The 13264-nt window shown below is 73.4% G+C and carries 10 protein-coding genes; 7 read left to right on the top strand and 3 right to left on the bottom strand.

The features are described 5' to 3' along the window. Window positions 1–58: 58 nt before the first annotated feature. Together FHE66_RS10655 and FHE66_RS10650 are read right to left on the bottom strand one after the other, a co-directional pair. Window positions 59–1831 carry a DEAD/DEAH box helicase gene (locus tag FHE66_RS10655; protein ID WP_139072943.1) on the bottom strand — a complete coding sequence of 591 codons (1773 nt, stop codon included), beginning with the start codon at window positions 1829–1831 and terminating at the stop codon, window positions 59–61. Between the two features lie 215 nt (window positions 1832–2046). Further along, window positions 2047–3432, bottom strand: coding sequence for an MFS transporter (locus tag FHE66_RS10650; protein WP_176554737.1), 1386 nt, complete (start codon window positions 3430–3432; stop codon window positions 2047–2049). Window positions 3433–3577: 145 nt separating this feature from the next. Here FHE66_RS10650 and aspS point away from each other — a divergent pair, with 145 nt between their 5' ends. After that, window positions 3578–5368 carry an aspartate--tRNA ligase gene (aspS, locus tag FHE66_RS10645; RefSeq protein WP_139072941.1) on the top strand — a complete coding sequence of 597 codons (1791 nt, stop codon included), beginning with the start codon at window positions 3578–3580 and terminating at the stop codon, window positions 5366–5368. 1 nt (window position 5369) lies between these two features. After that, on the top strand, window positions 5370–6089 hold the full coding sequence (locus tag FHE66_RS10640) for a GNAT family N-acetyltransferase (protein ID WP_139072940.1): 720 nt from the start codon (window positions 5370–5372) through the stop codon (window positions 6087–6089). A gap of 72 nt (window positions 6090–6161) precedes the next feature. On the opposite strand, the gene FHE66_RS10635 is transcribed toward FHE66_RS10640, so the two are convergent. Next, on the bottom strand, window positions 6162–8429 hold the full coding sequence (locus FHE66_RS10635; protein WP_255303694.1) for an MMPL family transporter: 2268 nt from the start codon (window positions 8427–8429) through the stop codon (window positions 6162–6164). 79 nt (window positions 8430–8508) lie between these two features. Between FHE66_RS10635 and FHE66_RS10630 the strand changes: the two genes are divergently transcribed. The 5 genes from FHE66_RS10630 to FHE66_RS10610 all read left to right on the top strand — a co-directional run bounded on the left by FHE66_RS10630 (window position 8509) and on the right by FHE66_RS10610 (window position 13231). Continuing rightward, window positions 8509–9972: a threonine/serine exporter ThrE family protein gene (locus tag FHE66_RS10630; RefSeq protein ID WP_139072938.1), complete on the top strand. Its 1464-nt coding sequence runs from the start codon at window positions 8509–8511 to the stop codon at window positions 9970–9972. A gap of 148 nt (window positions 9973–10120) precedes the next feature. Beyond that, entirely contained in the window at window positions 10121–11473 is a 1353-nt protein-coding gene (locus tag FHE66_RS10625; RefSeq protein ID WP_139072937.1) for a replication-associated recombination protein A, read from the top strand. 430 nt (window positions 11474–11903) lie between these two features. Next, window positions 11904–12536, top strand: a complete 633-nt coding sequence (gene rpsD, locus FHE66_RS10620) for a 30S ribosomal protein S4 (protein WP_139072936.1) — start codon at window positions 11904–11906, stop codon at window positions 12534–12536. 114 nt (window positions 12537–12650) lie between these two features. Next, a complete protein-coding gene (locus FHE66_RS10615) occupies window positions 12651–12998 on the top strand; it encodes a DUF948 domain-containing protein (protein ID WP_139072935.1) in 348 nt (115 codons plus the stop codon). Continuing rightward, window positions 12995–13231 carry a hypothetical protein gene (locus tag FHE66_RS10610; RefSeq protein ID WP_139072934.1) on the top strand — a complete coding sequence of 79 codons (237 nt, stop codon included), beginning with the start codon at window positions 12995–12997 and terminating at the stop codon, window positions 13229–13231. The genes FHE66_RS10615 and FHE66_RS10610 overlap by 4 nt, the downstream gene beginning before the upstream one ends. Window positions 13232–13264 lie beyond the last annotated feature (33 nt).

Raw genomic sequence — 13264 nt, 5'->3', positions numbered from 1 at the left:
GACAGCGGGTGAGCACCTCACGAAGAGGTGCTCACCCGCTGTCGAACGGCTGCTGGGATCAGCGGCGCGGTCCGGAGGGCTTGCGCGGGCCCATGTCCGGACGGATCCGCAGGGGACGCCCGGCGACGCGCGCGGCCCCGATCTTGCGGCTGGTCTCCGGGCTCAGCTCCTGGCTGATCTCCACGAGGGAGAAGCTCGGGAAGATGTCGATCTTGCCGAGGTCCTGGCCGCGAAGGCCGCCCTCGCCGGTGATCGCACCGACGATCGCGCCCGGCTGGACGCCGTCGCGGTGGCCGACCTCGACGCGGTACCGGGTGCCGGAACCAGAGGCGTCGCGGTGACGGGGGCGGGTGCCGGCGCGGCCGCGGGGCGCGAGGCGCTCGTGGTCACGCCCCTCCTCGAACTTGGCGCCGACGAACTCGCCGGAGTCGTCGTAGTTCTCCTCGCGACGACGGCGGGGACCCTCGTCGTCGAAACGGTCGACGATGCGGGGCGCGGGACCCTCGTCGCCGACGGCGATCGCGAGGAGGGCGGCGGCCATCTCACGCAGGTCGTGGTCCGAGCCGTCGAGGATCTCGCGGTAGAGGTCCAGGCGCCCGGCGGCGAGCCGCTCGTCGACCTTGGACAGCATGGAGGAGGCGCGGTGGGCCGAGACGTCCGCCGGGGTGGGGATGTCGATCTCGCGCAGACGGCTGCCGGTGGCGCGCTCGATCTGGCTGAGGCGGCCCCGCTCGCGCGGGGTGAGGAACGTCAGGGCGCGGCCGCTGCGGCCGGCGCGGCCGGTACGACCGATGCGGTGCACGTAGGTCTCGGTCTCGCGCGGCACGTCGAAGTTGACGACGAGGCCGATGCGCTCGACGTCGAGCCCGCGGGCGGCGACGTCGGTGGCGACGAGGACGTCGAGGGTGCCGGAGCGGAGACGGTCGATGAGGCGCTCACGGTCGCGCTGGGCGACGTCGCCGGAGATGGCGGCGGCCTGGATGCCGCGGCCGGCGAGCTCGATGGCGACCTCGTCGGCGGCGGACTTGGTCCGCACGAAGATGATGGCGGCATCGGCGTCGCTGATCGCGAGCACGCGGGACAGCGCACCGACCTTGTGCCGGAAGGGCACGACGGCGAAGGTCTGGTCGATGTTGCTCACCGTCGAGGACGCGGGGGTCACGCTGACGCGCACCGGGTCGTTGAGGTGGGTGGCGGCGACCTTCTTGATCGCGGCGGGCATCGTCGCGGAGAACAGCGCGGTGCGGCGGCTGGCCGGCACGCGGGCGGCGATCTGCTCGACGTCCTCGGCGAAGCCCATGCGGAGCATCTCGTCGGCCTCGTCCAGGACGAGGAAGCGGACGCCGGAGAGGTCGAGGCTGCCCTTCTCCATGAGGTCCATGACGCGACCGGGCGTGCCGACGACGACCTGTGCGCCGTCGCGGAGGCCGCGCAGCTGGGGCACGAAGCTCGAGCCGCCGTAGATCGGCAGCACGGTGAGGCCGCGCAGGTGCGAGGCGAACGACGCGATCGCGTCGCTCACCTGCATCGCGAGCTCACGGGTGGGGGCGAGGACGAGCGCCTGGACCTGTCGGACGCGCGGGTCGACGGCGGCGAGCAGCGGCAGGCCGAAGGCCGCCGTCTTGCCGGTGCCGGTCTGGGCGACGCCGACGACGTCGCGGCCCGCGAGCAGCAGCGGGATCGCCTCGATCTGGATGTCGGTGGGGGTGGTGAAGCCCAGGTCGACGACGGCGGAGAGCAGGTCGTCGGGCAGGCCGAGGCCGGCGAAACCGGTCTCCGGGCGTGCGGGGGCAAGGTCGGTGAGAACAGCAGTCAAGACGGAAGAACCCATCGGTAGCGGAGTGGGGCTACGCGGCGCCAGGTGGGCGACGCACCCTCCGCGATGGGCCCCGCCGAGCGCTACTTCCGCATGGGGCCTGGGCGGAACGAACACACTCCAGGAGATCCCCACTCTACGGGTAGTGGGGCCCCGTGTCCGGCGCGGCGGCCGGTGACGTCCCGCACACCGGGCACAAGTCGGCTGTCGCGAGGAGGTCCGCTGTCGCGTCAGAGTCCGCTGTCGCGGCGGGGGGAGGGGGTGGTGGCGCGGGCCCCGGCGAGGACGGCGAGCAGGGCGACGGCGGTCGCGAGCAGGAGGCCGGCGAGGTAGGCCAGGGTCCCGCCCGTGTCGATGAGCGCGAGGACGAGCGCGCCGGAGGCGGCGAGGCCGAGGGCAGCGCCGAGGGAGTCGGACACCTGGAGCGCGGCGCTGACCTCGCCGTGCTGCGCCGCGGGCGTGCGGGTGAGCGCGAGGACGGTGAGCGCCGGGTAGACCATGCCGATCCCGATCCCCGCGACCGCCGCACCGGGCACGGTCAGCCATGGGCTCGCGCCGGGCAGCGCGGCACCGGCGGTGATCAGCGTTCCGGCGGCGAGGAGGAGCGGCCCGAGCCAGGTGAGGACCCGGCGCCCGCGCTCGGAGCCCACGCGGCCCTGGACGAAGGCGCCGCCCGCCCACGTCACCGAGGCGGCGGCGAGGACGAACCCGGCCTCGGCCACCGACCAGCCGCGCTCCCGTACGAGCAGGAGCGGCACGAACGTCTGCGTCGTCATGAACGCGGCGTTGAGCAGCGCCCGGCAGGCGACGGCGGCCGGGACACCGGCCTCCAGCCGTACCGTCCCGGGCGGCAGCAGCCGGGGCAGGCAGACCGCGAGGACGACGACGGCGCCGACCACCGCAGGGATGGTCCACGAGGCCTGCGCACTGCCCGCCACCTGGAGGAGCGCGACGGCGGCACCCGCACCGGTCGCGGAGAGGGCGAGGGAACGCACCGGCCCGCCGGGTGCCGCGGACCTGCCGGGCACGTGCCGCAGGAGGGGCAGGAACGCGAGGGACACGAGCACCATGAGCGCGGCGGCACCGAGGAAGACCCAGCGCCAGGAGGCATGCTCGACGACGAGTCCGGTTACCGCCGGGCCGCCGAGCGCGGGCAGCACCCACGCGGCGGAGAACCAGGCGAAGAAGGACGGCTGTCGTGCCGCCGGCACGATCGCTCCGACGAGGACGTACAGCGGCACGATGAGCAGCCCGCCGCCCAGTCCCTGGACGGCGCGCCCGAGGGCGAGGACCTCCATCGTCGGGGCGGTTCCCGCGAGCACGAGCCCGAGCGGGAAGACGGCGAGCCCGAGGAGCAGCACCGGACGAGGCCCGCGGGCGTCCGCCCAGGCGCCTGCCACCGCCGTCGCGACGAGCTGGGCGGCGAGCGGGGCGCCGGCGGCCACGGGGTAGAGGCGCAGCCCGTCGAGCTCGGCGCTCACCTCGGGCAGGGCCGCGCTGGCGGCGAGGGCCTCGAAGGCGACGAGGGTGATGAGCGACACGGAGGCGACGAGGAGGAGCCGGACGAGGTCCGGTGGGGCCGTCGTGCGGCGCTGCGCTGCGGACGGACCGGTCATACCCGGATCATCGCTCCTCCGGGGCGGCCGGGTCGACATCTGCCGCGCCCGGATGTGCCGACCTCCTCCGGACACGGTCGGGCGGCCTAGGATTGCCCTGCGCCCGCCCGTCTAGCGGTGCGCCCGACCAATGGAAAGGTTCCCCGTGCTCCGCACCCGCGACGCAGGCTCGCTGCGCTCCACCGACATCTCCAGCACCGTCACCCTCGCCGGATGGGTCGATCGCCGCCGCGACCACGGCGGCGTGGCCTTCATCGACCTGCGTGACGCGTCGGGCATCGCCCAGGTCGTCATCCGTGACGAGGCCGTCGCCCACGAGCTGCGCTCGGAGTACGTCATCCAGGTGACCGGCGAGGTCGCCCAGCGGCCCGAGGGCAACGCGAACCCCAACCTCGCCACCGGTGAGGTCGAGGTCATCGCCAGCGACGTCGTCGTCCTCAACTCCGCGGCGCCACTGCCCTTCCAGGTCTCCGAGCACGCCGAGGACTCCGGCCAGGTGGGGGAGGAGGCGCGGCTGCGCTACCGCTATCTCGACCTGCGCCGCAAGGAGCCCGCGCACGCGCTGCGGCTGCGCGCCAAGGCCAACCAGGCCGCGCGCCGCGTGCTCGACGCGCAGAGCTTCGTCGAGATCGAGACGCCCACGCTCACCCGCTCCACCCCCGAGGGCGCCCGCGACTTCCTCGTGCCCGCGCGCCTGTCGCCCGGCGCCTGGTACGCGCTGCCGCAGTCCCCGCAGCTGTTCAAGCAGCTGCTCATGGTCGCCGGGATGGAGCGGTACTACCAGATCGCCCGCTGCTACCGCGACGAGGACTTCCGCGCCGACCGGCAGCCGGAGTTCACCCAGCTGGACGTCGAGATGAGCTTCGTGGACCAGGAGGACGTCCTCGCCGTCGCCGAGCAGGTGCTCGTCGAGCTGTGGCGCCTCATCGGCCACGAGATCACCACCCCGATCCCGCGGATGACCTTCGCCGACGCGATGGCCCGCTACGGCACCGACAAGCCGGACCTGCGCTTCGGGCTCGAGCTCACCGAGCTCACCGAGTACTTCGCCGCGACCCCGTTCCGCGTGTTCCAGGCTCCCTACGTCGGCGCCGTCGTCATGCCCGGTGGCGCGAGCCAGCCCCGCCGCCAGTTCGACGCGTGGCAGGAGTGGGCCAAGCAGCGTGGCGCCAAGGGCCTGGCCTACGTCACGGTCGCGGAGGACGGCACGCTCGGCGGGCCGGTCGCCAAGAACATCACCGAGGAGGAGCGCGCGGGCCTCGCGGCCGCGACCGGCGCCCAGCCCGGCGACGCGATCTTCTTCGCCGCCGGCAAGCAGTCCGAGGCACGCGCCCTGCTCGGCGCCGCCCGCCTCGAGATCGGTCGCCGCACCGGCCTCATCGACGAGGACGAGTGGTCCTTCGTCTGGGTCGTCGACGCGCCGCTGTTCAAGCCCACGGGCGAGGACGACGACGTCGCGGTCGGCTCCGGCTCCTGGACCGCCGTCCACCACGCGTTCACCTCCCCGACCCCGGAGTGGATCGACCGCTTCGAGGAGGACCCGGGCAACGCCCTGGCCTACGCCTACGACATCGTGTGCAACGGCAACGAGATCGGTGGCGGCTCGATCCGTATCCACCGCCGCGACGTCCAGGAGCGGGTCTTCGCCGTCATGGGCATCGGTGAGGAGGAGGCCCGGGAGAAGTTCGGCTTCCTGCTCGACGCCTTCGCCTACGGTGCGCCCCCGCACGGCGGCATCGCCTTCGGGTGGGACCGGATCGTCGCGCTGCTCACCCGCGCGGAGTCCATCCGTGAGGTCATCGCCTTCCCGAAGTCGGGCGGCGGCTACGACCCGCTGACCCAGGCGCCCGCGCCGATCACGCCCGAGCAGCGGCGTGAGGCCGGGGTCGACGCCAAGCCCAAGGCGAAGTCCGGCGACGCGCCGGCGGCTCCCTGAGGTGGAGCGACCGTTCTTCCTGCGCGCCAACGCGGACCGCTGGCACGAGGAGCAGGCCTGGGACGCCGAGGGCGCCCACCTGCTCCTCGTGCGGCCGCTGCGTGGGGGCGGGGCCCGGCGCCAGCTCGTCGGGGCGGGCGCGCCCGAGCCGCTCGCCCGCGCCGTCGCGCAGGCGGCGTCCGACGGCGTCGGCCCGGTGGACTTCGGACTGCTCACCCGCGGGACGTGGCGGCTGGTCGACCCTGACGCGGGCGCGGCCCTCGGCCTCGACGTCGGTCCCGGCTGGGACTGGATGTGGACCCGCACCGTGCCGCCGGTGCAGGCGGGGGAGGAGCGGGTCGGCCCGGTGACCGGGCCGGACGCCGCCGAGGAGGTCCGGGCGTGCCTGTCGCGGGCCAACCCGGACACGAGCGCGGACCCCGCAGACCCCGACCTCGTGTGGTGGGGCTACCGGGACGACGACGGCGTCCTGCGCGGCGTCGTCGCGGTCAACGCACCGGCCGGGTCGCCCGTGCACCTGTCCGGCCTCGGCACCGACGTCTCGTGGCGCCGCCGCGGCGTGGGCAGCGCGATGATGGCCGCGGTCACCCGGTGGGCGCTGGCCGACCACCCGCTCGTCCACTACGGCATCTGGGCCGACAACGACGCCGCCCGGCGCATCTACACGCGCCTGGGCTACGCCGTCGGGCAGGAGATCGAGAACGTCGTCCCGACGGGCTGAGCGACGCAGACCAGAAGCCGAGGGCCTTGATCCGAACGGATCAAGGCCCTCGGCTTTACTGCTGTCGAGGTCTCAGTGGGTGATGCCGATCCGCTCGTGCAGCCGGCGCAGCGGGCCGGGGGCCCACCAGTTCCACTTGCCCAGGACGGTCATCGTCGCGGGGACGAGGAGCATCCGGACGAGCGTCGCGTCGATGGCCACGGTGACCGCGAGGGCGAACCCGACCTGCTTGATCACCATGAGCTCACCGGCGACGAACCCGAGGAAGACGAGCGTGATGATGAGCGCCGCGGAGGTGATGATCCGTCCCGAGCGCTGCAGGCCGTGCTCGACGGCGGTGTCGTTGGGGTACCCCGCGTCCCAGTACTCCTTGATCCGGGCGAGGAGGAACACCTCGTAGTCCATCGCCAGCCCGAACCCGAAGGCCACGACGACAGCGACGACGTAGCTCTCCAGCCCGCCGATCGGGGCGAAGTCGAGCAGGCCGGTGAGGTGCCCCTCCTGGAAGACCCAGGTCGTCACCCCCAGCGCCGCGCCCAGGCCGAGGATGTTGACGAGGATCGCCTTGACCGGGATGAGCACCGAGCCGGTCATGAGGAAGAGCAGGACGAAGATCGTGAGGATGACGAGGCCCGCCGCGATCGGCAGGCGGTCGGTGATCGCCGCGGTGAAGTCGAGCTGGTTGGCGGCCTGGCCCACCACCCACGTCTCGAAGCCGGGGTCGAGGGCGCGGATCGCCTCGACGACGTCGGTCGCGGCGGCGCCGCCCGGGTCGTCGTCCTGGAGGTAGACGCCGATGACGGCGTGCTCCCCGGAGTCCGCGGGGGTCGCGTCGGTCACCTCGGCGACGCCGTCGATCTCTGCGAGGTCCGCGGTCCACTCCTGCGCGGACTCGGCGTCGGCGTCGGCGTCGGTGACGACGTAGACGGCCGGCGACGCCGCGGCCGGGTAGTCCTCCCCGACGACGGCGATGAACTCGCGCTGGTCCGAGCTCGCCGGGAGCAGGTCGGTCCCGGAGTTGCGCAGCTCCAGCCCGCGCACGGGGGAGGCGAGCACCCCGAGGATGGCGACGACGCCGATGATGACGAGCCACGGGTGGCGGTGCACGCCACGGGCCAGGCGGGAGAACGCCCCCTCCTCGGGCGCGATGTCACCGAGGTGCGAGACCGCGCGGTTGAGCCCCGGCACACGGGAGAGGAACGAGGGCTTCTGGAGCCGTCGGCCGAGCAGGACGAGCAGGGCGGGGACGAGCGTGAGGGCCGTCGCGAGGGCGATGAGGACGACCGAGACGCCGGCGGCGCCCAGGGAGCGCAGGATGTCCGGGGTGAAGACCATGAGGGCGCTGATCGCGATGGCGATCGTCACCGCGGAGAACGTCACGGTGCGGCCCGCAGTCCTCACCGTGCGGCGCACGGCCTCCTCGACCACTGCCCGGCTGTGCGCGCGGCGGCGGCGTCGGCGCAGCGGCAGGCCCTGGCTCGCCGTCGACGTCGCGACGTCCGCGGCCTCCTCGCGGTAGCGCGAGACGATGAGCAGGCCGTAGTCGATCGACAGGCCCAGCCCGAGCACGGTGACGACGTTGACGACGACGGCGTCGAGCTCGATGACCTGCGCGAAGCCGAGCAGCGCGCCGAGGCCGCCGGCGATCGAGGCGAGCGCGCCGATGATCGGGATCCCGGCGGCGAGGAAGCCGCCGAAGACGAGGACCATGACGAGCAGCGACAGCGGCAGCGCGATCGCCTCGCCGCGGGCGAGGTCGCGCTCGACCTGGTCGGTGACGGCGGAGACGATGAGGTCGACGCTCGAGACGATGCCGTCGGCGTCGGGGGCGACGTCGGTGAGCTCCGCGGGGATCTCGGCGAGGCGCTCCTCGACGGCGGCGCGGGCGGCGTCGGGGTCCGCCAGGCCGGGCTCGAGCTCGGCGCTGAGGAGGAAGCCGTCGCTGTCAGCGGAGACGAGCGAGGCGACGAGCGGGTCGGAGGGACCCTCCGGGGCGAGGAACGGGTCGACGACGCCCGAGACGCCCTCGAGATCTTCGACGTCCTGCCGGATGGGGATGAGGGCGGAGGCGATGCCGGCGACGACGTCCTCGTCGGTGAGGTCGGTCCCGCGGACGAGGAGGTTGACCTCCTGGCCCGCCTCCTCGGAGCCGGCGAGCAGGTCGCGGCCCACCTGGCTCTCTGCGCCGGGCACGCGCGGTTCACCGGAGTGCAGCTGGGCGAACAGGCTCTGCCCGAACACTCCGAGGGCCAGGGTGAGGCAGGACACGACGACCACGGCCCAGACGGCGATGGTGGTCCGAGGGCGCCGGATGACGCCGCGGGCGAGTGCATCGAACACGTCACTCAGTCTCTCACCACGCTCCGGCGGCTCGTGTGCGCCTCGCACTCGTGCGCGGGCGTGACGTAGCGTCGTCGTCGTGGCCCAGACACCCGACCCCGAGAGCACCGTGCCGGGCGGCGCTGTCCGCGCGGCCGGCCACGTCCGCCGGGAGTCCATCCTGCGCGAGCGCGCGCGCCGGGTGGTCGCGGCCAGCGGGCCGCCCACCCTCGCGTTCTCCACCCCCCGCCGGGAGTCGCAGCTCGCCGCCGAGACCGAGCGCTCGGTCCTCGACCTCGTGCTGCGCGTGGGTGAGGCGATGATCGCCACCGGGGCGCCCGTGGCCGACGTCACCGCCGCCCTGCTCCGCCTCGCCGCGGCCTACGGCGTGACGAACTGCCACGTCGACATCACGTTCATCTCGATCTCCGCGTCGATCGACCGTGACGACGACCCCATCACCAAGCTCCGCGTCATCAGCGTGCGCACGTCGGACTACAGCCGCCTCACCGAGCTGTTCCTCCTCGTGGAGGACAGCGCGGCGGGCAGGCTGCCCCTCGAGGACGCCCACGCCCGCCTCGAGCGGGTCCTGCGCGCCCCGCACCCCTACCGGCGCTGGATCGTCACCGGGGCGCTGGGTGCGATGGCCGGCGGCGTCGCCTTCCTGCTCGGCGGCGGGTGGCAGGTCGCGCTCGTCGCGGCGCTCACCACCGTGATCATCGACCGTGTGCTGCGGGTCCTGCGCCGGTGGGGACTGCCGTACATCTTCCAGCAGGCGGCGGGCGCCGGTATCGCGACGCTCGTCGCGCTCGTGCTGCTGTGGGGCCAGGACCTGTTCGGCTGGGACCGCTCGCTGCTCCCACCCTCGCTCGTCGTCGCCTCCGGGATCGTCGTGCTGCTCGCGGGACTGCAGCTCGTCGGAGCGGCGGAGGACGCGATCTCGGGCTTCCCGCTCACCGCTGCTGCGAAGACCTTCGAGGTGGCGCTCTACACGACGGGCCTGGTCATCGGCATCGGGTTCGTGCTCGACATGGGCCAGCGGCTGGGCGTCCCGCTCGTCATCGGCGACGTCTTCGGGTCCTCGCCGCCCGCCTTCGTCCAGGTCCTGTGCGGCGCGGTCATCGCGGGCTCCTGGGCGGTCGCCTCCTACACCCAGGCCCGCAACGTGTGGCTCATCTCGCTCGTCGGTGCCGTGGCCACGGGCACCTACTACCTCGTCGACACGCTGTGGCTCGGGCCGGCCGGCGCGGCGTTCTTCGCCGCCCTCGTCGTCGGCCTCATCGGCGGGGTCATCGGGGACCGCGGGCGGCTGCCCTCCTTCGTCGTGTCCGTGTGCGGCGTCACCCCGATGCTCCCGGGCCTGTCGATCTACGCCGCGATGTTCTCCTTCATCGAGTCCGGCGACCTCATCAACGGTGGTCAGCTCGCCATCCGCGCCCTGTCGGTGGGCCTGGCGCTGGCCGCGGGCGTCACGCTCGGGGAGTTCTGCGCCTCGCCGCTGCGCTCGGAGATGGACCGCTGGGAGCGCCGGGTCCGCACCCGGGCCCGCGGCGCCCGCATCTGACCCGCCCTCCCTCCCGCCCACCCTCTCCTCCGCGCGAGAGCCGACTTCCGCGCGAGAGCCGAGTTCCGCGCGAGAGCCGACTTCCGCACGAGCCGGGCTGCGCAGCGCCGGTCCTCGGCCCGTCGGTCCGGCGACGTACAGTCGCCCCGTGGATCTCTTCGACTCCGTGGGCGCCGACGACGCCGGCACCCCGGCTGCCCGGCCCGACGCCCCGCTCGCCGTGCGGATGCGCCCTGCCTCCCTCGCCGAGGTCGTCGGCCAGGACCACCTGCTCGAGCAGGGCGCACCGCTGCGCCGCCTCGTCGAACCGCGCCCCGACGCGCGGATCGGCGCGTCGTCCGTCATCCTCTGGGGCCCGCCCGGCACCGGTAAGACGACGCTCGCCTACCTCGTCGCCCACGCCTCCGGCCGTCGCTTCGTCGAGCTCTCCGCGGTCACCGCAGGCGTCAAGGACGTGCGGCAGGTGGTCGAGGACGCCCGTCGTCGCCTCGTGTCGACCGGCGGGGAGACGGTCCTGTTCATCGACGAGGTCCACCGGTTCTCCAAGACGCAGCAGGACGCCCTCCTGCCCTCGGTGGAGAACGGCTGGGTGACGCTCGTCGCCGCGACCACCGAGAACCCGAGCTTCTCCGTCATCTCACCGCTCCTGTCGCGCTCCCTCCTGCTCACCCTCCGCCCGCTCGAGGAGAAGGACGTGCGCGCGCTCGTCGCCCGCGCTCTCGCCGACGAGCGTGGCCTGGGCGGACGGTTCGAGCTCGACGACGACGCCGCGGACCACCTCGTGCGTCTCGCCGGCGCCGACGCGCGCAAGGCGTTGACGATCCTCGAGGCCGCGGCGGGTGCGGCCCGCGCCGCCGACCAGGAGCGGATCGACCTGGAGACCATGGAGCGCGCGATCGACGTCGCGGCCGTGCGCTACGACCGTGCGGGCGACCAGCACTACGACGTCACCAGCGCGTTCATCAAGTCGATGCGCGGGTCCGACGTCGACGCCGCACTCCACTACCTCGCGCGCATGGTCGTCGCGGGGGAGGACCCGCGCTTCATCGCGCGCCGTATCGTCATCGCCGCCTCCGAGGAGGTGGGGATGGCCGACCCGACGGCGCTGCACACCGCTGTCGCCGCAGCCCAGGCGGTCGCCTTCATCGGGATGCCGGAGGCGCGCCTCATCCTCGCCCAGGCTGTGGTCCACGTCGCGACGGCGCCGAAGTCCAACGCCGCCTACCTCGCGATCAACGAGGCGATCGCCGACGTGCGGGCGGGCAAGGCCGGGCCGGTGCCGGCGCACCTGCGCGACTCGCACTACTCCGGTGCGAAGGACCTGGGGCACGGCAAGGACTACGTCTACGCCCACGACGTGCCGCACGCGATCGCGACCCAGCAGTACCTGCCCGACGAGCTGGCCGGACGTCGCTACTACGAGCCGCGACAGCGCGGCCTCGAGCGGGAGATCGCTCCGCGGCTCGAGCGGATCCGCGAGATCCTCGACGGCAAGAGCTGAGCGTCCCTGCGGAAGTCGGCTCTCGCGCGGAGGTCGGCTGTCGTGCGGAAGTCGGCTTTCGCGCGGAAGTCGGCTGTCGCGCTCAAGTCGGCTCTCGCGCGGAACTCGGCTCTCGCGCACAAGTCGGCTCTCGCGCGGAACTCGGCTCTCGCGCACAAGTCGGCTCTCGCGCGGAACTCGGCTGTCGCGCACAAGTCGGCTGTCGTGCACAAGTCGGCTCTCGCGGGGGAGGGCGGGGCGGGGGGCAGGGGAGCAGGGGAGTGGGAGGTGGGGGTCACAGGGGCGGCGCCAAGGTGGGCCTGGGGCGGCTGTTAGACTGCTTCGGTTGCCTTCGGGCAGCCACCTGGGGTCATAGCCGTCATGGTCGGCCCCGCGCGCCGGGCGTCCCCGCCCGTTCGCGTGACGTCACAACGACAGGAAGTCACACACAGTGAGCAAGAACAACCAGGCTCGGTCGCGCCGCCAGGTGCGCCTGTCCCGCGCCCTCGGCATCGCGCTGACCCCCAAGGCGGTCAAGCACTTCGAGAAGCGCCCGTACGGCCCCGGTGAGCACGGCCGCGCCCGTCGCCGCACCGAGTCCGACTACGCCGTCCGCCTCAAGGAGAAGCAGCGTCTGCGCGCGCAGTACGGTCTGCGCGAGGCGCAGATGACGCGCGTCTTCGAGGAGGCCCGCAAGGAGTCCGGCCTGACCGGTGAGTCGCTGGTCGAGCTGCTCGAGATGCGTCTGGACGCTCTCGTCCTGCGCTCCGGGTTCGCCCGCACGATCGCCCAGGCCCGTCAGGCCGTGGTGCACCGTCACATCCTCGTCGACGGCAAGCTCGTCGACCGCCCCTCCTTCCGCGTGAAGCCGGGTCAGGTCATCCAGGTCAAGCCGAAGAGCCAGACCATGACCCCGTTCCAGATCGCCGCCGCCGGCGCCCACCGCGACGTCCTGCCGGACGTCCCGGGCTACCTCGAGGTGCAGCTGGAGAAGCTGCGCGCCGAGCTCGTCCGTCGCCCGAAGCGCGCCGAGGTCCCCGTGACCTGTGACGTCCAGCTCGTCGTCGAGTACTACTCGCGCTGACCGAGCTCTCTTGCTTGCGCCCCGGGCACCGGCCACGCCGGTCCCGGGGCGCGGGCATTTGCCGGTAGCCTTCCGGGCAGCGCACCCCGACCCGTCCCTCCAAGGAGCTTGCAGATGAACATCGGCGACATCGCCGGGATCGTGGCAGCCGTCGCCTTCCTCTTGCTCGTGGCCTTCCTCGCCGTTCCGCTGCTCAAGGTCGGCGCGGTGCTCGACGCCGCGACGGACTCGGTGCGCGAGATCACCGCGCACGCGCTGCCCGTGGTCGACGAGGCCGCCGCCACGATCAGGGCCGGCAACGCCCAGATCGTCAAGGTCGACGCCGTCACGACCGCCGCCACCGAGGTCTCGCAGAACGTCTCGGCGCTCACCACGCTCGTCTCCGCGACGGTCGGCGGACCGCTCATCAAGGTCTCGGCGTTCTCCTACGCCGTGCGGCGGTTCTTCCGGCGAGGCGCATGATGCGTCGCAGCCTCGTCGTCGGCACGACGGTGCTCGTCGTGCTCGTCCTCGCCGCCCCCGCGGCCCGGCGCGGCCTGTCCGCCACCGTCGAGTCGGCCGTCGACGGCGTGCGCCGGCGTGTCGCCGCCTTCCGCGAGGACTACGCCGTCCGGGAGTCCGAGCTGCGCGAGCGGCTGCTGCCGGACGACGTCGTCGTCGACGCCGCGCGCCACCGCGTCGCCGAGTCCCGCTGACCCCACCCTCCGCCACTTCCCACGCACCTGAGG

The sequence above is a fragment of the Georgenia sp. 311 genome, from assembly GCF_006151955.1.
Classification (GTDB): Bacteria; Actinomycetota; Actinomycetes; order Actinomycetales; family Actinomycetaceae; genus Oceanitalea; species Oceanitalea wutianyii.
This window is presented reverse-complemented; position numbering and strand designations above follow the sequence as displayed.